The sequence below is a fragment of the Burkholderia cepacia complex sp. TUM26381 genome (genome assembly GCF_057439935.1).
The window spans coordinates 1-24,028 of sequence record NZ_CM172008.1; the positions used below are offsets into that span (position 1 = coordinate 1).

Annotated in this window: 20 protein-coding genes and 2 pseudogenes; 9 read left to right on the forward strand and 13 right to left on the reverse strand. The window is 65.2% G+C overall.

The window, feature by feature from the left end; genetic code table 11:
- Nucleotides 1-1,317 (forward strand): replication initiation protein, encoded by a 1,317-nt coding sequence (locus ACWMMN_RS32185; RefSeq protein WP_021163671.1) that lies wholly within the window; start codon nt 1-3, stop codon nt 1,315-1,317.
- 94 nt (nt 1,318-1,411) lie between these two features.
- On the opposite strand, the gene ACWMMN_RS32190 is transcribed toward ACWMMN_RS32185, so the two are convergent.
- The 4 genes from ACWMMN_RS32190 to ACWMMN_RS32205 form a co-directional block, all read right to left on the reverse strand.
- Nucleotides 1,412-2,443: a ParB/RepB/Spo0J family partition protein gene (locus tag ACWMMN_RS32190; protein WP_059241084.1), complete on the reverse strand. Its 1,032-nt coding sequence runs from the start codon at nt 2,441-2,443 to the stop codon at nt 1,412-1,414.
- Nucleotides 2,436-3,131, reverse strand: a complete 696-nt coding sequence (locus tag ACWMMN_RS32195; protein WP_059241085.1) for a ParA family protein — start codon at nt 3,129-3,131, stop codon at nt 2,436-2,438. Before ACWMMN_RS32195 ends, ACWMMN_RS32190 begins: the two co-directional genes overlap by 8 nt.
- Before the next feature lie 1,805 nt (nt 3,132-4,936).
- Nucleotides 4,937-5,953 carry an AraC family transcriptional regulator gene (locus ACWMMN_RS32200; protein WP_486424296.1) on the reverse strand — a complete coding sequence of 339 codons (1,017 nt, stop codon included), beginning with the start codon at nt 5,951-5,953 and terminating at the stop codon, nt 4,937-4,939.
- Nucleotides 5,954-6,081: 128 nt separating this feature from the next.
- Nucleotides 6,082-7,206, reverse strand: a complete 1,125-nt coding sequence (locus ACWMMN_RS32205; protein ID WP_174994659.1) for an MBL fold metallo-hydrolase — start codon at nt 7,204-7,206, stop codon at nt 6,082-6,084.
- A gap of 83 nt (nt 7,207-7,289) precedes the next feature.
- Between ACWMMN_RS32205 and ACWMMN_RS32210 the strand changes: the two genes are divergently transcribed.
- A complete protein-coding gene (locus tag ACWMMN_RS32210; RefSeq protein ID WP_059241088.1) occupies nt 7,290-7,946 on the forward strand; it encodes a TetR/AcrR family transcriptional regulator in 657 nt (218 codons plus the stop codon).
- Between the two features lie 192 nt (nt 7,947-8,138).
- Nucleotides 8,139-8,630 (forward strand): flavodoxin family protein, encoded by a 492-nt coding sequence (locus tag ACWMMN_RS32215; protein ID WP_059242378.1) that lies wholly within the window; start codon nt 8,139-8,141, stop codon nt 8,628-8,630.
- 97 nt (nt 8,631-8,727) lie between these two features.
- Here ACWMMN_RS32215 and ACWMMN_RS32220 read toward each other — a convergent pair whose 3' ends face one another.
- Nucleotides 8,728-9,312 carry a DUF2889 domain-containing protein gene (locus ACWMMN_RS32220; RefSeq protein WP_342706165.1) on the reverse strand — a complete coding sequence of 195 codons (585 nt, stop codon included), beginning with the start codon at nt 9,310-9,312 and terminating at the stop codon, nt 8,728-8,730.
- A 651-nt stretch (nt 9,313-9,963) separates the two neighbouring features.
- On the opposite strand from ACWMMN_RS32220, the gene ACWMMN_RS32225 reads away from it, so the two are divergent.
- Together ACWMMN_RS32225 and ACWMMN_RS32230 are read left to right on the forward strand one after the other, a co-directional pair.
- Nucleotides 9,964-10,719 carry a ProQ/FinO family protein gene (locus tag ACWMMN_RS32225; RefSeq protein ID WP_486424297.1) on the forward strand — a complete coding sequence of 252 codons (756 nt, stop codon included), beginning with the start codon at nt 9,964-9,966 and terminating at the stop codon, nt 10,717-10,719.
- Between the two features lie 475 nt (nt 10,720-11,194).
- Nucleotides 11,195-12,256: a DMT family transporter gene (locus ACWMMN_RS32230; protein ID WP_486424298.1), complete on the forward strand. Its 1,062-nt coding sequence runs from the start codon at nt 11,195-11,197 to the stop codon at nt 12,254-12,256.
- Between the two features lie 140 nt (nt 12,257-12,396).
- Here ACWMMN_RS32230 and ACWMMN_RS32235 read toward each other — a convergent pair whose 3' ends face one another.
- The 7 genes from ACWMMN_RS32235 to ACWMMN_RS32265 form a co-directional block, all read right to left on the reverse strand.
- Entirely contained in the window at nt 12,397-12,987 is a 591-nt protein-coding gene (locus tag ACWMMN_RS32235; RefSeq protein ID WP_486424299.1) for a nitrogen fixation protein NifQ, read from the reverse strand.
- A gap of 75 nt (nt 12,988-13,062) precedes the next feature.
- Nucleotides 13,063-13,488 carry a TOBE domain-containing protein gene (locus ACWMMN_RS32240; protein WP_486424300.1) on the reverse strand — a complete coding sequence of 142 codons (426 nt, stop codon included), beginning with the start codon at nt 13,486-13,488 and terminating at the stop codon, nt 13,063-13,065.
- Nucleotides 13,489-13,668: 180 nt separating this feature from the next.
- Nucleotides 13,669-15,177, reverse strand: a complete 1,509-nt coding sequence (locus ACWMMN_RS32245) for an efflux transporter outer membrane subunit (protein ID WP_486424301.1) — start codon at nt 15,175-15,177, stop codon at nt 13,669-13,671.
- Nucleotides 15,174-16,145 (reverse strand): efflux RND transporter periplasmic adaptor subunit, encoded by a 972-nt coding sequence (locus tag ACWMMN_RS32250; RefSeq protein ID WP_059241094.1) that lies wholly within the window; start codon nt 16,143-16,145, stop codon nt 15,174-15,176. The genes ACWMMN_RS32245 and ACWMMN_RS32250 overlap by 4 nt, the downstream gene beginning before the upstream one ends.
- A 1-nt stretch (nt 16,146) precedes the next feature.
- Nucleotides 16,147-16,359 carry a DUF1656 domain-containing protein gene (locus ACWMMN_RS32255; RefSeq protein ID WP_059241095.1) on the reverse strand — a complete coding sequence of 71 codons (213 nt, stop codon included), beginning with the start codon at nt 16,357-16,359 and terminating at the stop codon, nt 16,147-16,149.
- A 34-nt stretch (nt 16,360-16,393) separates the two neighbouring features.
- Nucleotides 16,394-18,535: an FUSC family protein gene (locus tag ACWMMN_RS32260; protein WP_486424302.1), complete on the reverse strand. Its 2,142-nt coding sequence runs from the start codon at nt 18,533-18,535 to the stop codon at nt 16,394-16,396.
- Nucleotides 18,532-19,011 carry a MarR family winged helix-turn-helix transcriptional regulator gene (locus ACWMMN_RS32265; RefSeq protein ID WP_059241097.1) on the reverse strand — a complete coding sequence of 160 codons (480 nt, stop codon included), beginning with the start codon at nt 19,009-19,011 and terminating at the stop codon, nt 18,532-18,534. Before ACWMMN_RS32265 ends, ACWMMN_RS32260 begins: the two co-directional genes overlap by 4 nt.
- 324 nt (nt 19,012-19,335) lie before the next feature.
- Here ACWMMN_RS32265 and ACWMMN_RS32270 point away from each other — a divergent pair, with 324 nt between their 5' ends.
- The 3 genes and pseudogenes from ACWMMN_RS32270 to ACWMMN_RS32280 form a co-directional block, all read left to right on the forward strand.
- Entirely contained in the window at nt 19,336-20,196 is an 861-nt protein-coding gene (locus ACWMMN_RS32270; protein WP_486424303.1) for an HTD2 family dehydratase, read from the forward strand.
- 75 nt (nt 20,197-20,271) lie between these two features.
- Nucleotides 20,272-20,496 (forward strand): annotated as a pseudogene (locus ACWMMN_RS32275) (acyl-CoA dehydrogenase family protein); the annotation flags it as partial.
- A pseudogene (locus ACWMMN_RS32280) lies at nt 20,493-21,127 on the forward strand (CoA transferase); the annotation flags it as partial. The pseudogenes ACWMMN_RS32275 and ACWMMN_RS32280, both read left to right, overlap by 4 nt.
- Nucleotide 21,128: 1 nt before the next feature.
- Here ACWMMN_RS32280 and ACWMMN_RS32285 read toward each other — a convergent pair.
- The gene (locus ACWMMN_RS32285) at nt 21,129-21,824 is read right to left on the reverse strand and encodes a TetR/AcrR family transcriptional regulator (protein ID WP_081052078.1); all 696 of its coding nucleotides are present in this window, start codon (nt 21,822-21,824) and stop codon (nt 21,129-21,131) included.
- Nucleotides 21,825-22,586: 762 nt separating this feature from the next.
- On the opposite strand from ACWMMN_RS32285, the gene ACWMMN_RS32290 reads away from it, so the two are divergent.
- Nucleotides 22,587-23,951: a DUF1329 domain-containing protein gene (locus tag ACWMMN_RS32290; RefSeq protein ID WP_059241100.1), complete on the forward strand. Its 1,365-nt coding sequence runs from the start codon at nt 22,587-22,589 to the stop codon at nt 23,949-23,951.
- The last annotated feature ends 77 nt before the right edge of the window (nt 23,952-24,028 follow it).

A 24,028-nucleotide genomic window follows, 5' to 3' on the forward strand; every position in this document is an offset into this window, starting at 1 on the left:
ATGCCGCGCAAGCCAGCAAGCAAAGGCTCAGACAAGCAGGTTTCGCTGTTTCAGACACCCGAGCCTCCCGACTTGCTGCGCAAGGCGGTCCAGGCGATTCATATCGCGCCCAAGTCGGGAAAGATCGGCCTGCAGCAGCGCAAGATGTTCAGTTCGCTGATCAAGAATGCGCTTCGGCAGGAGGCGTTCGAGCCGGGCCGGACGAGCTTCTCGATCTCGATTGCGTCGCTGTCGCACGAGAGCGGGTTGAACAGCAACAACACGAAGTACGTGAAGGACACGGTCAACTCGCTGATCAGTACCGTCGTCAACTGGGACTACCTGGCCGCGGACCGCTCGACGGTCTGGAAGGCGTCAGGCCTGCTCGCCGGCGCGGAACTCGAGCAATCGGTGCTGAAGTACAGCTTCTCCGACCAGATTCGCAGCGAACTGCTCAATCCCGAAATCTACGCGCTGATCGATATGCGGATCGCCCGCGAGTTCCGGCGGTCGCACTCGCTCGCGCTGTGGGAAAACACGGTGCGCTACGAAGGGATCGGCATCACCGCGAAGATTCCGCTGCCGAAATTCCGTGACCTCATCCTCGGCCAGGACAAGGCGTCGCAGTCGTACAAGGAATACAAGCTGTTCAAGAGCAAGGTCCTGGTGCCGTGTATCCAGGAGGTGAACGAAGTATCGGACCACACGCTCGAGTTGATCGAACACAAATCCGGCCGCAGCGTGGAAGCCGTTCAGTTCAAGGTGACGCGCAAGCAGAGCGCCGATACGGTCGAAGACGGCGACGTCAAGAACGAAGCGCTGGTCGAGGAAGTCGCCAAGTTCGGCATTCCGCGTTCGGAAGCGCGCCGGCTGATCACGCAATACGGCGTGCAGCGGATCAAGGCGGCGATCGCCTACACGCTCAATCGGACTACGAAGAAGAATGCGGCGCCGGTCGACAATGTAGCCGCGTATTTCCGCAAGGCGCTGACGCACGGCTACACGCTGGCCGACGGACAGGGTACCGAAGCGGCCGCACCGGCGAAGGAATCCGCGCAAAGCAAGCAGGAGCAGATTCGCGACAAGTATCTGGCGGCGAAGGTCGAGGAAGCCGGCGCGTATTTCCGCGAACTGGAGATCGACGACCAGACCAAGCTGATCGAGCGTTACAACGAGACGGTCGCGGGTTCGAAGGACCTGACGCTGTCGCCGAAGAAGAAGGCAAGCAAGCTTGCGCAGACCAGCTTCTTCCGATGGCTCGCGCTCGATACCTGGGGCGAACCGACCTCGGACGACCTGCTGGAATTCCTGCTCAAGAGCAGTCTCGCAGGCAACTGAACAGGGCCTCGCAGCCGGGGGCGTCGTTTGCCGGATTTGATGGTGGTCCGGCTTCGCGGCGCAACACGGAGGCGAGGCCTTTTGTTTGCGGTGCTTACTTGGGCGTGGCCGCCGCGAGATCCGCGACGTACGCATCGATGACGGTCTTGAGCTTGTCGGCGAGCGCTTCCTGGTGAGAGGCGTCGACGCCCTTGAGCTGCAGATCCAGACGTCCGTCCGGATAGGTCTTCAACTGACCGATCGCCCGCGATTCGAGCGCAAAGTCGTGACGAACGCTGTAGCGCGTGCGACCCGCCTTCTTGTTGCCGTCGCTCTGCGCACGCAGGAAATTCTCGAGGTCGCGGACCGATTTTTTCCGGTCGATCACGGCCGTCAACAGCCGGTCGGCCGTCGGCTCGCCCAGGCGCTCGAAGATCAGCTTCAGGAAGTACGCTGCCTGCAGGCCAACCACGTCGTTCGCGCTGGCCATCCGCTCCAGCAGCGTGTTCGGCAGCGCGTTGAGCGACAGCGTCTTGCTGATCGATGCCTTGTCCTTGCCGATCTTTTCCGCCAGCGTGTTCTGGTCGGAAAAGACCTTCTCGTCGAGGAGGCGCTTCCACGCTACCGCATCGTCGAAGATCGTCTGGCGTTCGTGGTCGTGGTTGGCCCGATACGCGATCGTGTAGAGCTGCTCGGGGGTGTGGTCCGTACGGAACGTGGCGTTGATCGTCTCGTCGCCGTTGATGCTCGTTGCGCGCAGCCGGCGTTGCCCGTCGATCACGACGAGCTTGCCGGGAAACTCCGGGAGCCGCGTGACCTTGATCGGCTCGATCTGCCCTTCCCGTTTCAACGTCAGTGCGAGCTCGTGCAGGCTCGACTCCGAGTAGAACACGCGCGGGTTGAACGGGTTCGGGATGCAGTCCTTGACCAGAACCTTCTGCGGCGCGCCAAGATCGGCCGCACCGGCGGGCGCGGCTGCAGCAGTCGTGCTGACGGGCGCCGCTTCGACGGCGGCAGCCGGTGCGACCGCCGGCTCGGGCAGCCGCGTTTCGAGTGCCGCATTTTCCTGCGCAAGTCCGCGCAACAGGCCGGCCGCGAGATGCAGGTTGCCCGTCGGCTTCTTGTCTTTCGATGTGTCCTTAGCCATGGGCGGCTCCGGTAGCGCGCGTCGACGCGATGTATTGGGCCATTTCCGTGACCAGCTTCTCGATTTCTGCACGGGCTTCCTTCAAGCCCTTCAGGTATCGATTGTGGTGATGGATCGTGGTGCCGAGCGCGAACGTCTGACGGTAGACCTCGCGTTGCGCGATCTGGCTGTCGAGCAGATGCTCCCCTATTTCTTCAGCCCTTAGAATTTTTAAAATTTCTTCACGCATTTTAGTTTTTCCATTAACACTATTCAGCATCAATGCGGAAGAAAGATTTGGGTTCCGAACGGTACGCATCGACTCGATCATGCGGATCATCGCGACGGTGCTGTACAGGTCGGCCGGCGAAGGCGACAGCGGCACCAGGCAGAAGTCCGCCACTTCGAGGACGGATGCGATACGCGGATCTTCGAGGTTGCCGGGACAGTCCACGACGATCACGTCGAAGTTCGCGTCCTGCTTCTTGATCTCGCCGCCGATGCCGCGGCCGGCGGGCGCCAGCGAAAGGACCGTCATCGGCAGCGTATTTTCACCGCTCGTGACCCAACGAACGGACGTGCCTTGAGGGTCGGCATCGATCAGCGCGACCTTGTTGCCGCCGGCTTCGAACGCAGCAGCGATGTTGACGGAGATGGTTGTCTTTCCAGTCCCACCTTTTTGATTACTGACGGCGATCTTGAAAGCCATTAAATTCCTCCACGGAGTTTTGCGTAATATATGCAGTTATTGCCGAAATGTCCAGAAAGGTCTTCGACATGATGGAAGTTTTGATGATCGGCGTGGTTGTCACGTGACAAGTAAGCCGAATGGCTAACGCACTATTCGAAATTAGCGATCGAGAAAAATAAAATTCCATCCTGTGTCTCTGGGAAAAATAGACCGTCAGCTAAAGAAAAGTCGACTGACTTAAACGTCAAATACGAATCTGCCTCATTGAGGCTGATGAACTCATCATGTCTTTGTCTCCCTAATCCTTGCCTTAACCCGATTCGCTGATGTTGTAGGTGTCCTCGAAGCGAGCGGTTGTTACGTGACAATCGCTAGAAAGCGATTCCGGCTTGTGATCTCCGTTGAGGGAAAAATTTTTAATCGGGGCGAGATCTGAGTTGCGGGCGCATTACTTCGGCGGCGGATATATGGTCGACGATCAAACGCGTACCGAGAAGAGTTGTCACGTGACAAACGGCTCGGAACACGGCTCGACGGTAACAACGCTATGGGTCTCAAGATCTGTCGCGGTTGAGCAATCCTGAGTGCGCTTCGGTTGATATGTTCGGATGCAAGTTGGCGCAGACGATTTGCTGTTCAACGCCGTTTGTTGTGCGAGTCGTTCAGTCAGTTGTCACGTGACAACAGGAGTGTGGGATCTCTGAAGGTCAAGCCATGAGGCGATATGAAACATCCGCTCTGTCAATGTAGAAGTGCGCCTGGACGGAGATGTCGCGGGATGGTTGTTCTGCTTGTCTCTGTCGCTGCGCGCCCACGCTTTTGTGCCGGGACGTGGCTGCAAGTCGCTTGGCGCCATCCAGAAAGGACAAGCCACGATCTGGCACGATATGACCCCATTTAAAGAGATGTCAAGAACCTGCATTGCTGATCGTGGCGGCCCGTAGGGGAGGGGGCGATTGAGCGTATCGGGACGGGTAGATGGACAACCCGGCAACCGCCAGCTCTGCCAAGGCGTACATGAGCCACGATGGAGGCAAATTCACGCGTCGAGTGTCGTGTGACAACTCAAACGGGTCAGGTCGTGAAACATTTGCGAGAAATGGCGCATTCTCGGAAATCCTTGTCCGGCAATGGCTTGCGCCATATTCTTCATGTTGTTTCACGCAAAATGGGCAAGATCGCTCGCGGAATTGGGGGCGCATGATTTTTCGTGTGTCGCCAGCTGCAATTGAGTCACGAATGGTGAGATTTGTCGTGTTTGATACGTAATTCGTGGTTTTCGAAACGATTTGAGGCCAGTGGTAAGACGGAGGTGCCGATCAGTTTGCTAATCAGTACATCGTCGGTTCTGATCTAGCCTCATATCCGGCACCTAAAGCATTGATATTCAGCGCCAGTTGTCACGTGACAACGCACGTGCGAGTCGCCTGATTCGTTGAACTGCGGAGTGTCGAGGGAACCTGACCGTCTGGGGGATCTGCGCCAGGGAAGCAGCAGGGCAACTGGATAGGTGTGATCTTTGGAGAGGTGTGACGCCGCCGGCTACTCCGAGAGCATCGGGATCAGGCGATCTATCTGTAGCAGCTCGAGGCGCACAAGCTCAAGTGCTCGCCTCGAACTCGACGCGCATCCGGCGCCATTCAACATTCAACTGGGATAGCCCCGGCAGACGCGGCCCCATCCCTCCCGGGCCGGCAACAAGTATGCATCTGATGGCGTCAATTAGACCGGATCGGACCGATCACGCATGTGACAAGGCCAACTTCTCCTCGCTGCGGATCCAGGCAAAGCCGGCATTTCACCCCTCCACTGCCGTTCCGCGATCAATAGCTGGCTGCGATCGACAGAACGACGTCCGTTCCCCCTCGCAGGCTATCGATGTCCCTCCGAGGTGAATTGCCGAACAACCGACTGTATTCGCGGTTGAACTGGGTCGGGCTTGCATACCCGACCCGGAACGACGCCGACGCGGCATCGAGCCGTTCGGACAGCATCAGTCGACGCGCCTCGTTGAGCCGTATCCATTTCTGATACTGCAGCGGACTCATGCCGGTGAGCTGGCGGAAGTGGTGATGGAAGGTCGAACTGCTCATCTGAACCTGCGCCGCGAGATCATCGACCCGCAAGGACTCGTCATAGTGAGCACGCAACCACTGGATCGCGCGTGACACGCGGTTGCACTGGCTGCCGGTGGATGCGATCTGACGCAGGCGGGCGCCTTGATCGCTCGTCAGCAGGCGATAGTAGATTTCGCGCTCGACATACGGTGCGAGAACGGCAATGGCATTCGGGTCGTCGAGCAATGCCAGCAACCGGTTCAGCGCGTCGTACAGCGGTTCGGTCATGTCGCCGACGACGAGGCCGCGACCGACCGGTGTATCGTCGTGATCCGGCGCGACCTGCATCATCAGTTCGGCCATGACGCGAAAATCGAGCTTGAGGCCGAGCCCGAGGAACGGCTTTTCGCGGCTGGCTTCGATGACCTGCGTCGAACCCGGCAGATCGAGCGACGTGATCAGAAAGCGGTTGGTGTCGTAGATATAGGCATCGCCGCTCTGGATGACCCGCTTCGTGCCCTGCACGACGAGGCCGAAGCTCGGCTCGACCATGCAGTCCATCGGCTGCGTCGGTGCTTCCCGTCGATGAAAGCTCAGATTGGGAATGGCCGTGACGAGGTGGTCGACACCTTCCGTCCATCTTGCGACGCGCTCGGCGAGTGTCTGCCGCAGTTCGCCTTCGCGGCTGACGCGGGGCGGCCGGTAGCCTGCCTGGTTGATTGCAGCGATGGCGACGTCGTCGTCTCGTTGCCGGGGGGGGTATCGGACGTGTGCCGGATGCATGACTTCTCTACTCGGGTAATCGGGTCGACGGGCTGGCCGTCGACGTGTTGGGGCTCCGGCAACGAAAACGCCTTCCGGAATCGCAGCATCGCCACGCTTCCGGAAGGCGCGTGCAGCGGCTGGCGAATCTACTTCGTTGCCTGCGACGCACAAAGCTGCCAGCGGCGCGATTTCGCTGCCGGCGCTGCCGCGCGCTCGTCGACCGTACGCCACCACCGCTCGCCGCGATGCGGTTCGTCGAGATCGACGCGTTCGCCTATCCTGGGTGTCGACAATTCGACGCCGCGCACGATTGCCAGCGCCGTGACGCGCTCGAACGGCTCCTGCCAGCGATGCATCGCGAGATCGAACGTGCCGTTGTGAATCGGGATCAGCCAGCGTCCGCGCAAATCGATGTGTGCCTGCACGGTTTCTTCCGGCTGCATGTGCACATACGGCCATTGCGCATCATAGGCGCCTGTTTCGATCAGCGTGATGTCGAACGGCCCCAGGCGCTCGCCGATCTCTCGGAATCCGTCGAAATAGCCCGTGTCGCCGCTGAAGAATATGCGCCGGTCGCCGTCGACGATCACCCACGACGCCCACAGCGTGCTGTTGCCGTCGAACAGGCTGCGCCCGGAGAAGTGCTGGGCGGGCGTCGCGGTCAGCGTCAGGCCGGCGACGTCAATGCTCTGCCACCAGTCGAGCTGGCGAATTTTGCTTGCGTCGATACCCCATTCGATCAGTCGATCGCCGACGCCGAGCGTGGTCACGAATACGTCGGTGGTGGCGGCAAGCGCGAGCACCGTGTCGCGGTCGAGGTGATCGTAGTGATCGTGCGACAGGATCACGCCGCGCAGCGGCGGAAGATCCTCCAGCGCGATCGGCGGCGCATGGAAGCGCTTGGGGCCGACTCGCCGAAACGGCGATGCACGCTCGGCAAACACGGGATCCGTCAGCCAGAATCCGCCGCGCAGCTTGAGCAGCAGTGTCGAATGGCCGAGCCGGTACAGGCTGCGGTCGGGGGCCGCGTCGAGTTCCGCGCGAGTCAGCGAATCGACGGGCAGCGCCCCGGTGGGCACGGTATTGCGCGGCTTGTTGACCAGCATGTTCCAGGCGATCCCCAGCGTCTTGCCGAATCCTTCGGCGGGACGCGGTGCGACATTGGCGAAGCGCTCGCCATTGTGCTGTGGCGAACTGCCGGACAGCGTGCGGCCGCGCCGGGCGGCCGCAAAACCCAGAATGCGGTGAATCAAAACGAGAGGCGATGCCATGTCGGTTCATCCGGAGAATAAAGTACACTAAACAGTGTAGTTTATTTTTTGGATAAGTAAACTGCCCGGTGTAATATTTCCATATGGATACCAGCACTCCCCCTCAGCGTCTGACCGATCGAAAGCGCGCGGCCATCGTCGACGCGGCGATCGAGGAATTTCTCGCAGCGGGCTACGATGCGACCAGCATGGATCGTATCGCGGCGCGCGCGGACGTGTCGAAGCGCACGGTCTATAACCACTTTCCGGGCAAGGAGACGCTGTTCGCCGCGATCCTGAACAAGCTGTGGGATGCGACCCGGACCGGTAGTTCGCCGAGCTATCGCGCCGACGTGTCGCTGCGCGAACAACTGCTCGGGCTGTTGGACCGGAAATTGCGATTGCTGAACGACGAGGCATTTCTGGCGCTCGCGCGCGTCGCGATCGGCGCAGCCATTCATTCCCCGGAACGGGCGCGCGACATGGTCGAGCGTCTCGGCGAGCGCGAGGAAGACGTCACGGTCTGGGTGCGTACGGCCGCGGCGGCCGGCCGTCTGTCGGTCACCGATCCGGTGTTCGCCGCGCATCAGTTGCATGGCGTCGTGAAGGCATTCGCGTTCTGGCCGCAAATCACGATGGGCCAACCGCCGCTCACCGCGCAGGAGCAGCAGAAAATTGCGGAATCGGCTGCGGACATGTTCCTCGCGTACTACGCGCGACCGGGCGACGACCGCGACGCATCGCATTGCACGCAGGATTGACCGCGTACCCGGACACATCCGGACGCATGCGCCAATCGACGCCGCTGCGATGCGCGCGCAGCATCGACAGACGGGCAAGCCGGCCGATCCGGGCAACCGAGCGCCAAATGACCCTCACACGTGACGACCGGCCATCGGGTGGAAACCGGCGATGCCGCCGGCGCACCTGAAGCCGAACGCGAGCGACTACCGATGAAAACGTTGTTGATCGTCTATCACACGATGACCGGCGGCACGCAACAGATGGCCGAAGCGGCTGCCGGCGCGGCTCGCGAGCAGCCTGGCGTCGACGTCAGGCTGCAGCGTGCGGACGCGACGAGCGCAGACGACGTGCTGACCGCCGATGCCTACCTGTTTGCGACGCCGGAAAATCTCGCGGCAATGTCCGGGTTGATGAAGGACTTCTTCGATCGCTGCTACTACGCGGCGCTCGATCGCGTGAACGGCCGCCCGTATGCGGCGATGATCTGTGCGGGAAGCGACGGGCAGAACGCGTTGCGCCAGATCGACCGGATCGCGACGGGATGGCGGCTGAAGAACGTGGCACCTGGCCTGATCGTCTGCACGCATGCGCAGACGCCCGAGCGGATCCTCGCGGCCAAGACGATCGACAGCGACGCGCTTGCGCGCTGCGCCGAACTGGGTGCCGGCCTGGCAGCGGGCCTCGCGCTGGGCGTTTTCTGACGGCCGGCGCGGCGGCCAGTCGAAGCGATGCAGGTGGATCTGCGGTTGTTCGCGCCGTACCGGTCTGCGAGCGCGGAACCGGCCGGACGCCGGAGCCCTAGCTGCCTTTCGCCGTTGCCGACGGCCGGTGGTATTCGGGCCAAAGGCGTTTCACGAGATCGCGCGACGCGCCGTATGCGTAGCAGCTGTCGATCTTGAGCGGTTTTCCTTCGCTGTCGCGGTAGTCGAGCGACGATCGCCGCATGCCGACCATCGTCTGATAGGCGGTGGTGGCGATCGGGCCGAGCAATTCCTTCAGGTGCGTGCACGTATCGCAGGACGGCAGGCGCTTGCGAACCTCGCTGTTCCAGCCGGCGCCGATGCTCAGCCCGACGAGCGCCTGCAGCGAATCGCCGCCGCCCGGGCACTGAGCATACGGATGCGAGCGGATGAACGTGGAGACGGTGCGGACGACCATGTCGGCGTCGAAGACCAGTGTCACGCCGAGATCGTGGATTGGCGACAGCGCCACGACCGTCCGCGTGCCACCCGGGGGGGTGAAATCGCTGGTCTTGCGGTCCGCGAGGCAGGCAGTCACTTCGAACAGGCCGTCGCTGCGGCGATAGCCGCGCATGTCGATCTGCCGATGGTGAATTTCCTCGCGCGTGATGCCGCCGTGCGGGGTGTTGTCGTGGGAATCCATGCATCCGCTCCGTTTCGTGTAACCGGTTCTTTTCGCTGGCAAACGTGAAATCGCGGGCTGACCGGGCGTGCAGTAAAACAGGCGAGATACGCTGCCGACGATGTCGATCCGGCCATACTACGCACTTTCCGGTATCTTCGTCCGCCACGCGATCGATGCGAACGCAACGAGTCGTGCAGCGGCGCCGGTGCAATTGAAGGGCGGGCAGGCTTGTCGCGCGACGTTGCGTCGATTCGGCGCGATGCGCGTGCTGCGACGATGCCCGACGTCCGTCGCGCCGAAGATCCCCCGTCGGGCGTCGGGCGGACCGGCGCCGGGCCTGGCCCGATTTCCGGCGGCAGCAGCGAACGGCGTGACATCCGGAAGCGGATCCCTATAATGCGCAACACGACCGCACGGACGCATTTCCGGCATGCAGAATCCGGCCAATGCAGACCGGCGAGTCAACCGGCCGTCGCGCGTACCGGTATACTTCCACTCCTGCCTTGTCCGGCATCGTGGCCGGGTGCCTGAAAACAGAGTGGCGTACGCGATGCGGCCCCGTAGCGCGCCGCATCGGCGGCAGACGGGCCGCATGCATGGCGGCGAAGCTTTTATGCCGCGCGGCATGGCCGCACGAACCACACCTTATATTCCTGGTGGATTGAATTTATGGGTTTTGAACAACTTGCCGAATTGCGGGCGCAGCTCGCAGCGAAGGCCAAACAGGAGCGCAACGCGAAGCGGCCGGCAGCACCGACGGATGTCGGCACGAAGCCGAAGTCCGGCGACCAGCCGCCTCGTGGCGCCAAGCCGGGTGCTGGCGCCAAAGCGGGCGCCGGTGCCAAGGCACCGCATCGAGCGAAGCCCGCTTCGGCGAAGCCGTCGGCGCCGGTCGATCCGGTTATCGTCGCGATCGGCAAACTGCAGCGGAAGTTTCCGCGCGCATTCCCGAAGAATCCGGCCCCGAAAGTGCCGCTCAAGGTCGGCATCTGGGACGATCTCGCACGCGAAGCGCAGGCTGTCGGCCTTAACGAAGCCGAACTGCGCGAAGCGATGTCGACGTGGTGTCGCGGTAACCGCTACTGGTCGTGCCTCGTCGAAGACGCGGTGCGTGTCGACCTGCAGGGCAACGAAGCAGGGCGCGTGACGCATGACGATGCAGCGCGCGCGCGCCGCCTGAAGGCTCGCCGTCCGGGCAAGGGCGCGGCACAGGCAGCCAAGGGTGCGCCGCAGCAGCCGAAGGCCGAGCAGCAGGCCGAGCAGCAGGCCGAGCAGCAGGCCGAGCAGCAGGCCGAGCAGCAGGCCGAGCAGCAGGCCGAGCAGCAGGCCGAGGCCGCGCCGCAACCGGCGGAAGCCGAAGCGAAAGCGAAGGTGCAAACCGACATCGCACCGCAGGTCGAACAGCAGACGGCCGGCAACGAGTAATCCGTACCGCGCTGCGGTCAACCGCGCGGCACGTACATGCAGCGCATGGCACGACAAACCGACCTGCCTCGACAGAGGCGGGTCGGGACCGCCTCCACCGGCGCCTGACTTGCCGGTACCCCCTTCCCACGTCAAACAGACCACGCGACCGGACAACGAACGTTCGTCGAACGTCGCTGCACGCACGATGTTTCGATTCTTCCGCGTCCGCATGAACGATTCGCATACCTGAATACAGCGTGGCTTCAGCAATATGTTTCGGTTTCCGAAATTATTGAGCGGAAATCATCGATTGCCGTGCGAGCGATCCCGCCCGGCCATCGTGACATGATGGCGCGCGATAATCTCGACTGGGTCGTCCGGCCACCAGCAGGTCGGCATGACGCATGCAGCTTGCATTCCGAAAGGTAAGGGCGGCCGGCCCCGGCACACCCGAAGCCCCGCCCAGTTCTTCAACGTCAATTCAAACCGGATCATGAATTCGAGACATTCCGCGATTCTCGTCGCGCTCGCCGCCGCCGCGCTGTTCGGTGCCGCGACTCCGCTCGCCAAGGCGCTGATCGGCGCGATGTCACCGTTCATGGCCGCAGGTCTCTTCTATCTCGGCAGCGGCGTCGGGCTCGGCATCGGGATCCTGCTTCGCGGATGGCGTAACCGTCGCGCACCGGCCGCGGATGCCGCGCCGCTGCAGCGCGCCGATCTGCCGTGGCTGGCCGGCGCGATCGCGGCGGGGGGCGTGGCCGGCCCTGCCTTGCTGATGCTCGGGCTGTCGAGCACGCCGGCGGCGACGAGTGCGTTGCTGCTCAATCTCGAAGGCGTGCTGACGGCGGTGATCGCATGGGTCGTGTTTCGCGAAAACGTGGATACGCAGATATTCCTCGGCATGGTTGCGATCGTCGCCGGCGGCACGCTGCTGTCGCGGACACCGGGCGGGGCCGGCGTGCCGGCCGGTGCGCTGCTGATCGTCGGTGCATGCCTGTGCTGGGCGATCGACAACAACCTGACCCGCAAGGTTGCCGCGAACGACGCGATGGTCATCGCTTGCCTGAAAGGGCTGATCGCGGGGCCCGTGAATATCGGCATCGCGCTGGCAACCGGTGCAACGCTGCCCGCGATACCGGTCACCGCAGCGGCGATGCTGACGGGGCTCGGCGGCTACGGGATCAGCCTTGTGCTGTTCGTCGTCGCGCTGCGTCATCTCGGCAGCGCGCGCACCGGCGCGTATTTCTCGATCGCGCCGCTGTTCGGCGTCGTGTTGTCGCTGCTGATCTGGCCTGCAGTGCCGCCCGCGACGTTCTGGATCGCCGCCGCGCTGATGGCGCTCGGCATCTGGCTGCACGTGCGCGAACGGCACGAACACACGCATGCGCACGAGCAGCTCGAGCATACGCATCGGCATCGGCACGACGAACATCACCAGCACGCGCACGACTTCCCGTATGACGGCGACGAACCGCACACGCATCCGCACGTGCATCTGCCGATCACGCACAGCCATGCGCATTTTCCGGACATCCATCACCGGCATCGGCACTGACGGCGCCATGCGGGGCGGATGATGCGCATCGCAGGGTAGCCGTTTATGGGGTGTGCGGCCGGCCCCTGAATGCCGTTCAAGGTCAGGTGTCTGGCTGGCGATGCGATGAAACAGGCGTGCGGCACGGGCCGCCGCCGTGGCTATCGCGCTTGAGGAAAGCAGAAGCCGAAATCCTCGCAGCCCGGGCATCCGGGTGCGGGCCCGGGTGGCACGCCGAGCGATACCGCCACTTCCTGGGCGAAGAATTTCTTCCAGCGCAAGTGGGTGACGTTGCGCGCGGCGAGCGCAGGGAAAAAGCGGTCGAGCATCGCCGATACCGCATCGCGCCCGTCGAGCCCGAGATCGCGCCACAGATGGTCGGGGCGCAGGCACGCATGCGCGATGATCGAGGCGAGGCAGTCGGCATCGTCGCCGGCGACGGCGGGATTCGCGTCGTTCATCAGCCGCGCATGCAGCGTCGCGACGAATGCCGAGTGGCTGGCGGGCAACAGCGCCAGCGCGACCGTCGGCATGAATGCGGCGGAGTCGGTGGAGGGCAGGTGTGGAAATTGCCGGGCGAGCAGGCCGGCGAACCGGGCGGGAGACAGGCCCAGCAGCGAGAGTTCGTTGCGGCACGCGCGTGCCGCAACGAGTGCGCCGAACAGGCGTGCATCGGCGGTGCCGGCGCCGGCCGCTGCCGCCAGCAGCGACTGCAACGCCTGTTCATGCGCGCGACCGGACGGGGCCGTCATCGCGCGCATCCGGACGACGACCCGGCCGCATGCCTGCGCGGCGCACGACGGTCCGCCATCGCGATCGTCACGCGATCACTCGACGCCGACGATCACGCTCGACGCCTTGAAGATTGCGGATGCCGCCGTGCCGTTCGCGAGGCCGAGACGATCGACGCTGTCGTTGGTGACGATCGCGACGATCTCGGCGCCGCCTGCCGCCTTGATCACGACTTCCGCATTGATCGCGCCCTTCGTGACCGACGCGACGGTGCCTGCGACGCAGTTGCGCGCCGATACCTTGCTGCTGTCGACGTCGACCATCACGATGACCGACGACGCCTTGACGAGCGCGAACGCCTTCGTGCCGGCCGCGAGGCCCAGCGACGCTGCGCTGCCGTGGGTGATCACGGCGACGATGTCGAGGCCGTCCTGCGTGCGGAGCGTGATTTCGTCGTTGACGGCACCGGGCTTGACGGCGCCGACCTGGCCGGCGAAATGGTTGCGGGCGCTGGTTCGCATGATGACTCTCCGAGTGGATGCGGCTGCCGGATCGGCAACTGCAGATGAATGGAAATGCATCGGTCAGTTTACCGTCAACGCAGGTGTTCGTCGCCTTCCGGATGCTATGGTGCGAATCAGGAAACCCTGCCGCTGCAGGGCATTTTGCCGCACATGCGCTATGTACTTAAGGTGATAACGCTATCGTGACGACTCGCTGCCGTTGGGCGTCGAGGCGGCACGCGCTGTGGCGGGGGCGCGATCCTGTGCGGCCGTTGTGCCGTCGCCATCCCACCCGCCACCGAGTGCGAGGAAGAGCCGCACCTGATCGGCCGCGACCTGGCCTTCGGCAGCCGCGACCTGCGCACGCACGCCCGTGAGGGTGCGCGTCGCGTCGAGATCGGAGATGAACGATTCGCGGCCCGCCGCATAGAGACGATGCGTTTCGTCGGCGGAATTGCGTGCCGATTCATACGCCGTGCGCAACGCATCCGTGCGCTGCACGTCTGCCGCGTAGGTCGCGAGGCTCGACTGCGTTTCGCGCAGCGCAGTCAGCACGACGCCGTCGAAGTGCGCGAGCGCGCCGCCCGTCGCGGCCTCGGCCTCGCGTACGCGCGCACGCTGGCCGTTCACGGGGAACGACCAGCTGATCAGCGGGCCGAACGACCAGCGGTTCGTGTTGGACGAGAACAGGTCGGCGGCGACGCCGACCGAGCCGGCCGACGCACCGATGCTGATCGACGGGTACAGCGCGGCGGTCGCCACGCCGATGCGCGCGGTCGAGGCGGCAAGCTGCCGCTCGGCTTCGCGCACGTCGGGTCGGCGGCGCAGCAGCGCCGCGCCGTCGCCGATCGGAATCGGCTGGCGCAGCGTCGGCAGCCGTTCGCATTCGGCGACGGCCTTCGGCAAATCAGCCGGCGCGCGCGCGAGCAGCGCGGCGAGCTGGTATTGCGCGACCTTGCGGCGGCCTTCGAAGCGCGGGATGTCGGCGGCGAGCGTGCGGACCTGCGTCACGCCGCGCGTCACGTCGGTCTGGTTGCCGCGCCCGGCGTCGCGCAACCGCTGCGACAGCGCGACGCGCTGCTTCTGCAGCGCGAGCGACTGCTTCGCGATGGCGAGTTCATCGCCGGCCGAGCACGATTCGACGTACGCGCGCACGACGTCGGCGACAACCGTGATGCGCGCGAGGTCGCCGGCCGCCTTTACGGCGTCGCTGTCGGCGCGTGCGGCTTCGACGCCGCGCCGCAGCTTGCCGAACAGGTCGATTTCGTACGACACGTTGATGCCGACCGAGCCTTCGTTGACGACGGGCAGCTTGTTTTCGAGCAGGTATTGCTCGGCCGATTCCTGCGCGCGCTGCACGGCGGCTTCGGCGCCCCCCGAGAACCCGCCCTGCTGGCTCGCGACGTCCAGCGCCGCGCGCGAGCGGGCGAGGTTGGCCGCGGCGACGCGCAGGTCGGTGTTCGACTTCAGCGCATCGCGCACGAGCGCGTCGAGCACGGGGTCGTCATACAGTTGCCACCAGTTGCCGGGCACCGCGTCGCGCGACACCAGCGTACCGTTCGCGTCGTCGAGCGCATGGTTCGCGAGCGGCGCATTCACGTACGCCTGCTGCGGCAGCGTGTAGTCGGGGCCGACGGATTTGCACGCGCCGAGTGCGAGCGCAAGCGGCGCGAACGCTGCCGCGAGGCGCAGACCGTGCTTGTTCATTGCGACGCTCCCGCCGCGCCGGCGGCCGCACCGACGGCCGCACCGGACGCCGCCGATGCCGAACCGGCAGCAGCCGGCTTCGCGTTGTCGTTCTGGCGCGTGTCGGCGCCGCGCATCGACACGGTTGCAGTGCGGCCCGCGATCATCCGGAAATCGTCGGGTACTTCATCGAGCACGACGCGCACCGGCACGCGCTGCGCGAGACGCACCCAGCTGAACGCCGGGTTCACGTTCGGCAGCAGGTTCGCGCCCTGCGTGCGGTCGCGATCCTCGATCGCGGCAACGATGCTCTGCACGTGGCCGCGTAGCGTATGCGGCTCGCCCATCACGATGATGTCCACCGGCTGGCCGATATGGATGCCGCGCAGCTTGGTTTCCTCGAAGTAGCCGTCGACGCGGAACGAGTTGCGGTCGACCACCGACAGCACTGCGCGGCCGGCCGGCACGTATTCGCCGACGCGTGGCGCGCGGTCGTTCAGGTAGCCGTCTACGGGACTCACGATCGTCGTGCGCTGCAGGTTCAGCTTCGCGGTGTCGAGCGACACCTGCGCATCGGCGACACTGGCCTCGCCCTGTTCGACGCGCGTGCGGCTTTCCTCGACCTGTTCGCTCGCGACCAGGTTGCCGAGCTGCAGGTTGCGCGCGTATTCGCGCTTCGCCTGGGCCAGCGTCGCGCGGCGCTGCGCGAGCGTCGCTTCGGCGAGGCGTTCCGCGAGCGCGTAGCGCGCCTGGTCGATCACGAACAGCACCTGGCCGCGCTTGACCTCCTGGTTGTCGGCGATCTGTACCGACGTGATGAGGCCCGACACGTCCGGTGCGACCTGGATCACGTCGGCGCGCACGTGCCCGTCGCGCGTCCACGGCGAGAACATGTAGTAATTGATGATCCGCCACAGCACGAGGCCGGCTACGACGACGACGATCAGGGTGAGCAGGATTTGCCCTGCCGAGAGCCAGGTTTTTTTCACGTTAGGTAGCCACGAGATGGTGGGAAGCGATCACGACGGCGGCAAGTACGAACACGTAGATGCCGAGGTCGAAGATCGAACGGTGCCAGACGAGGCGGTAGAAGCCGACGCGTTCGAGCACCGCGCGCACGACGATGTTGATCAGGTAGGCGATCAGCATCAGCACGAGCGGAGCCGGCACGAACACGCCGAAGATGTCGATTTCGCCGATCATGGTCGCGTTGGGAAGGACAGGGTGGAAAGCGGGATCATGCGTGCGCTCCGTCCGGCGCCTGCGGCGCTTGCCCGGCTGCAGCCGGATACAGCGACAGGCGCAGGCCGACGAGCGCGTGCAGCGTGTCGCGCAGCCGGCGGTGCGTCGCGGGCGTGGCCGGTGCAGCGGGCGTGGCAGGCGCGGCCGCGCCGTCGGCCGGCGCGGCGCCCGGCAGATTGCGGCCGGCCACGCGGTGCAGCGCGTCGTCGATCGTCGCGAGCAGCGCGGGCGGCGCCGGCTGGCGCGCGTTCGCGGCCGCGCAGCGCGTGTAGTGATCGGTGACGCCGGCCAGCACGCGGTTGATCGCGTCGGGCACGTCGCCCGACAGCCGGCGGCGCGAGCGGCGCAGGTCGAGCGCATTCAGCGCGATGCGCAGGTCACGGAAGCTTTCGATCGACGGGTGGCGGTGGTCGTCGGACGCGCCGAGGCGTGGCAGCAGCTGGGTGACGCGGTCGAGCATCCGCGATGCGTGGTTGCGCTGGTCGTCGAGCGGCTGCGTCGACGCGGAGCGTGCGACGTCCTCCCAGCCCGAGCGCAGCAGGCGCCGCACGGCGAGCTCCGCGCCGAACGGCCGGGTCGCCCGGGTCCAGACGTATGCGAACAGCAGCCCGGCGACACCCGCGAGATTGCTGTTCAGGAACACGAAGAAATCTGCCTCGTACGCGCTCTGGATGCTGATGAAGGTCGCCGTGTTCACCGCGACGAGCATCGTCACCATGTTGAACTGCGGGCGCGGCAGCAGCGTGCCGATCAGGATGAACGGACCCGCGAACATCAGCACGAGCATCGCGAAATCGTGCACGTGCGGCAGCACGACGAACAGGTAGAGCCCGGCGAACACGACGCTGGCGGCGGTCGACAGGAAAAACTTGAACACCAGCGGCGCGGGCTCGTCGAGCGCGGCGAAGAAGCTGCACGACACGGCGACGAGCGTGACGGCCGCCGCGCCGTCGTGCCAGCCGGACGAGATCCACAGCCAGCACGCGGACACGATCGCGAGCACGACGGTCAGCGTCGAGAACAGCATCATCCCGCGATCGAAGAAGCGCTCGGTGCCGCCGAGCCGCCAGTGCCGGTAGCGCGGCTGCCACACGCCCGCTTCATTCGCGATCAGTGCGCGCAACGAGCGGCAGTCCTGCCAGATGTCGATGACCTGGCGCAGTCGCCACAGCGCGTTCGACATCAGCGCGCCATCCCAGCTCGCGAGCGCACTGTCGGGCGGCTGCAGCGCGGCGATGCGCGCGCGCAGGTTGTCCGCGACCGGATCGTGGGCCATGTCGCCGTCGGTGCCGGCTTTCACGGCCGGCAGCGGCGCGTCGAACCACTTCGCGGCGTCGGCCAGCAGGGCGTCGAGCGCGGGCGGGCGCACGTGCAGGTCGCGCATCAGCGCGATCAGCGGATCGGCGAGCGACGACATCAGCGGCAGGAACAGCTGCATCCGGCCCGCGAGCGCCTGTGCGCGTGCGAGGATGCGCGGGTGCGCATGGTCGTAGCTCAACTGGCTCAGCAGGAACTCGAGGCCGGTGATCGTCGCCGCGAGCCGCTGCCGGCACGCGGACAGCGCCTTGCCGGCGAGGTGCCCTGACAGCGTCTCGCGGCCGTAGAACGCGGCGTCCTTGAACCATGCATCGGTGCGCTCGATCAGCGTCGGCGCAAGCCGGTTCGGGAATACCGCGCTGCCGACCACGCTCGCGCACACGATGCCGAGCACGATTTCCTCGGTCCGCGCGATCGCGACGTCGAACACGGTGGATGGATCGGTCACGGTCGGCAGCGCGATCAGGGGCATCGTGTAGCCGGCGAGCATGAACACGTAGCTGCGCGCGGTGCGGTCGGAGATCGCGAGGTAGAGCAGCGTGCCGCACCAGGTCGCGACGATGATGCTGAACAGGAGCGGTGTCTCGACGAACGGCGGCACGAAGAAGATGGCGGCGGCCGCGCCGAGCGCGGTGCCGAGCGCGCGGTACAGCGCCTTCGAACGCGTCGCGCCGACGAACGGGTTCGACACGATGTAGACGCTCGCCATCGCCCAGTACGGGCGCGGCAGCTGGAAATACAGGCCGAGGTACAGCGCCAGCATCGACGCGGCGAACGTCTTGCCGGAGAACAGCCAGTCGCGAAGGCTCGGATAAGTCATGACGCGGTGTCGTCGGCGTGGGAGGGACGCGCGGCGGGCGAGTGCGACTCGGATGCATTGAACGCATCGAGCACGCGCAGCGTCGTTTCGAGATCGGCGCGCGAGACGCCCTTGAGGACCTGGGCGCGCAGCGCGCGCAGGTCTTCCTCCATCTTCGCGGTGACCGCGCGGCCGGCGGCCGTCAGCGAGATCGTCTTCGCGCGGCGGTCGTGCGGATCCTCGTCGCGGCGCGCGAGGCCGGCCGCGCACAGCTGGTCGAGCAGGCGCACGAGCGACGGCCCTTCGATGCCGACGTGTTCGGCGAGCGTGCCTTGCCGCACGCCTTCGCCGAGACGCCCGGCGATCAGGAGCGGCGTCGCGCAGGCTTCGGACACGTTGTACGCGTTCAGCACGCCGTCACTGGTGCGGCGCCACTTGCGCGCGGACATCACGAGCAGGCTGCTGACGGCGAGGCGGAGATCGTGCAGATTGGTCATGGGCGAGATGATAGGGGCAAAAATATTCGATAGCAAACTATCGTTTTTTGTCACCCGGATGACATGTCGCTCGGGGCGCGGCCGGTCCGTCTGAAGCAATTTAGGCGGCGTGCCGGCGGTGGTCAAGCTGTAAGGTTGGCGGCCCGGAGCAGCGCGCAGCGGCCGCGGCGATTAGACTGAATAGTCAGACGAGAACCGTCCCGCAGGACGGAGCAGGGCCGCGCGTTAACCAAATCAGAAGCCCCGGTTCGCGAAAGCCGACTTTTCGAACCGGCGCGCGGCGTGCATATTAGGGTCATTGCAAGCGCACCGGAGACGCCGCCCATGTCGACCTCATCCCCGCAGCCTGCCGCCCCCGCGTCGCTCGACGCGTGGCTCGGCAAGACCGAAACGCTCGGCGACGACATCACTGCGTTCCCGCTGAACGCGCTGGCCGCTACGCTCGACCGCCCGCCACCCGGCGACGTCGTGCCGCCGATGTGGCACTGGCTCTACTTCCTGCCGGTCGCGCCGCTGGCCGAAGTCGGCCCCGACGGCCACCCGAAGCGCGGCGGCTTCCTGCCGCCCGTGCCGTTGCCGCGCCGCATGTGGGCCGGCGGGCGCCTGACGTTCCATGCGCCGTTGCGCGCGGGGCAGCGCGCAACGCGCGAATCGACGATCGCGAACCTCGAGGACAAGACGGGCCGCAGCGGCCGGCTCGTGTTCGTGACGGTGCAGCACCGGATCGAATCCGGCGGTGCGCTGTGTGTCGAGGAAGAGCACGACATCGTCTATCGCGACGCGCCGCAGCCGGGCGCGCCCGCACCGAAGCCGGTCGCGGCGCCCACGGGCGAGACGTGGGCGCGCACCGTCACGGCCGACGCCGTGATGCTGTTCCGCTATTCGGCGCTGACCTTCAACGGCCACCGCATCCACTACGACCGCAGCTACGTGACGCAGGAAGAAGGCTATCCGGGGCTCGTCGTGCACGGCCCGCTGATCGCGACGCTGCTGGCCGATCTCGTGCACCGCGAACGGCCCGACGCGACGCTCGCGAGCTTCGCGTTCCGCGCGGTGCGCCCGACCTTCGACTCGGAGCCGTTCACGCTGTGCGGCAAGCCGTCGGACGACGGTCGCACGATCGAGCTGTGGGCGAAGGATCGCGACGGCTGGCTGACGATGCAGGCCACCGCAACCCTCGCGTAACGCGCTTCCGTTCACTCATCGACGACGGACAGGCAGACGACGCGGCACGACCCGTATCAGGGCGTTCGCAAAGCGGTGCGTGACCTGTGCTGCCATTATTCCGGCGAGTATTTCCGCAAGATCGACGGCGCGCGCGGCTATCCCGATGCGTTCGTCGACGCGCTGACGAACGCCGGCTGGCTGGCCGCGCTGATTCCGCAGGAATACGGCGGTTCGGGCATCCGGCTCACCGAGGCTTCGATCATCATGGAGGAGATCAATCGCTCGGGCGGTAATTCCGGCGCGTGCCATGCGTGGATGCCCACGTGCTCGTGCAGAACCTCGCGCCGGTGCGGCCGAGCGTCTCGGGCTCGGCGACGACGCGCTGAAGGACGCGCATCCGCGCCTGATCGCCTGCGATCTCTCAGGCTATGGCGACGAAGGTCCGTATCGCGACCGCAAGGCCTACGACCTGCTGATCCAGAGCGAGGCCGGCTGCCTGTCGATCACGGGTTCGCCGGGACAACAGGCGAAGGCCGGTTGCTCGATCGCGGACATCGCGGCCGGCATGTACGTGCATACGAACATCCCGAGCGCGCTGCCGATGCGCGGCCGCACCGGTACAGGATGCCGGATCGACATGTCGATGCCGGAGAGCATGGTCGCGTGGATGGGTTATCGGCTCTACTACGCGATCGACGGGCAAAGCGCGCCTGCGCCGTCGATCGCATCGCACGCGACGATCTGCCCGTACGGACCGTTCCCGGCCGGCGGCGGCAAGACCGTGATGCTCGGGCTGCAGAACGAGCGTGAACGGAAGTTGTTCTGCGAACAGGTGTTGCGGCAACCCGCGCTCGCCGACGATCCGCGCTTCGACGCGAATTCGAAACGCCACGCGGCGCACGCGCGCGCCGGCGTGCCTGTTTGCCGTGGGGGCAGTCCGTTGCCGGCGTTCAGCCCGGCAACGACGCCACGGCGAGCACGGCCTTCACGGCTTCGTCTTCCATGCCCTTGATATCGGACGGGAAGCGGTTGCGCTGCGGGATCAAGACGCTCAGCCCTTCGATCTGCGCGGTGATCAGCGCCGACCGGCGCGCGAGTTGCTGCGGCGTCAAAGCGGGGTTCACCGCCGTCACGAAGCCGGCAATCATCTGGCGCTGGAACAGGTACGCGTCTTCCATGGCCTGCCGCGCGAACTCGTGCGCATGTGCGAGCGCCCAGATGTTCACGAACAGGCTTTGCGTGCGCGGCAGCTTCGCATCCTCGATCAGCATCCGGACCACCTTTTCCAGCCGTGCGGCGGGCGACAGCGTTTCGTCGGTCCGTACGCTGTCGTAGTTCCGCGAATACTCGGAGATGGTTTCGCTGATGATCGCCGCGTAGAGATCCTCGCGCGAAGGAAAGTAATGCTGCAGGTTCGACAGCGCGAGCCCCGCACCGGTCGCGACCTTGCGCATCGTCAGGCCGCCGTAGCCGTCGACGACGAAGATCTCGATCGCGCTCTCGAGAATGCGGCCGACCGTATGGCGGCCGCGCTGGGTCAACGCACGTGGGCTGTCGCTTGCCCTGGCGTCCGACGCGGGTTCCGATCGACGGGGCGACGCAGGTTCTGCGCGAATGTCGTCAGGGCTCGTCGCTTTCGGTTCCATCGAAGTTTCTCCTCCTGCGGGCAACACATGCCCGGGCTTGCAGATGTGTAAGGTGGATTGTAGGTTATTCGACCTAGTGTCTCAAGCCGGGCAAGCTTTTTCCGTCTGCCGGCTGGCGTGACGAATGCCGGCTGCGGCCCCTTGTGCCGGTCCGGTCCGGATACCGGTGTGCGAGATTCTACGCGTGTTCGCGGCCTCATCAGGTTGGCGCGCCACGCGTTGCGTCCCCCGCTGCGGCACCGTCGCCGCAACTTGACTTTACGCGACGTCCAAAAACAGGTCGATCAACCTATCTTCTGATGCCTGGCGGGTAACGACCCGAACCCTTCGCGCGTGCCGACGGCGAGTGCCGACTTGTCGAGGCGCGACACATGACCGCAAAAATACTCGATAAGTACGTGGAAAGCGCATGAATCGTCTTGCCTGAACAACGCGATACAGTCCCGTCGCATGCGAGGGTTTCACCCGACTTGTGACCGAAAATTGCCATGCGTATAACGCTAACTAGGTCATGTGACATAGTTATGGGATGGCGAAGATGCCGAGATCGCAAACCCCGGACGTGACCCGTTGCACCTTTCGGCGCGGGGCCGGCGCATCGATCGCGCGCCGACGATCTGCCGCCTGAACGTGTGCGCCGACATTCGACACGCGGGCCGCCGCCGCCGGCCCTCACAGGACGCGCCATCGAGCCGATGGTGGAGACAGCTTCGCGTTGCCCGGCGGCTGCCGGCAAACGGAGCGGGATTTGGAGCGAGAACCATGAACAGGAAGCATGCAATCGGAACGTTGAGCGCCGTCGCGGCGGCGCTGTTGCTGGCCACCGGCAGTGCGGCGGCCGAGGACCTCACGGCGACCGGCGCGGAGCGCGGGCCGAGCAAGGACGGCCTCGTGCCGGCGTTTGCCGGCCGGCAGGCGCCGCAAGCGGGCTGGGAGTACGGGAAAGTCCGCGGCGATTTCTGGAAGCACCGCAACGAGCAGCCGCTGTACTCGATCGACGCAGCGAACCTCGACAAATACGCGGACAAGCTGTCGCCCGGCCAGATACAGCTGATCAGGCAACTGAAGGGCTATCGGATGGACGTCTATCCGTCGCACCGCGAATGCCAGTTGCCCGACGTGGCCGAGCAGAACTCGAAAGCGAACCTGGCGGCAGCGAAGCCGGCCGCGAACGGCCAGTCGCTGCAGTCGGCCGCGCTGCCCGGCGTACCGTTCCCGCAGCCGAAGAATGGCGCCGAGGCGATGCTGAACTACGAGACGCGGTATCGCGGCGAAGGGATCGAATGGTCGCCGATCGCGACCGTCATCTCGCCGCGCCCGGGCAGCAGCGACTGGATCGACGGGATCGGCCCGCAGGCCGAGTACCTGCCGGCCGGCCGGCTCGGCAAGACATCGCCGCAGGACGTCGACCAGATGAACATGGCCGTCTACTTCTCGATCAATTCGCCGGCCGCGCTCGCCGGACAGTCGTTCGTGCAGCGCCAGTACTACGACAAGGATTCGGAGACGTACTACTACTTCCCGGGCCAGCGCCGCGTGCGACGCATGCCGGCCTATACGCACGATGCGCCGCTGATCGGCTTCGAGAATCAGTATCTGATCGACGACTCGAACATGTTCAACGGGTCGCTCGACCGCTTCGACTGGAAGCTGGTCGGCAAGAAGGAAATGATCGTGCCGTACAACGCGTTCGGCCTGTACACGTTCAAGAGCAAGCTGCATGACGTCGCGACCCCGAACGGCATTTCCGCCGACCACCGCCGCTATGAAGTGCACCGCGTGTGGGTCGTCGAGGCGACGCTCAAGCCGAGCGCGCGGCACGTCGCGTCGAAGAAGACCTTCTATCTCGACGAGGACAGCTGGCTTGCGCTGACTGCCGAGGACTACGACGCACAGGGCAAGCTCTGGAAAGTGCGCGAGAGCTATCCGATCCCGGTGTTCGAACTGGGCGGCGCGTGCGACAACCAGCCGTTCGTCCAGTACGACCTGAACAACGGCCGCTATGTGTTCGACGGCTCGTCGATCGGGCAGGGAAAGGACATCCGCTACTACGAACGCGCGAACGATCCGCGTTTCAAGCCGGACTTCTACACGGCGGAATCGCTGCGCTCGGTCAGCGAACGGTGACGCGCACCGCGTAGCGGAAGAACCGGCGCGCGTGCGACGCGCGCCGGCGTCGACAAGGGGAGGAGGCAGGTCATGAA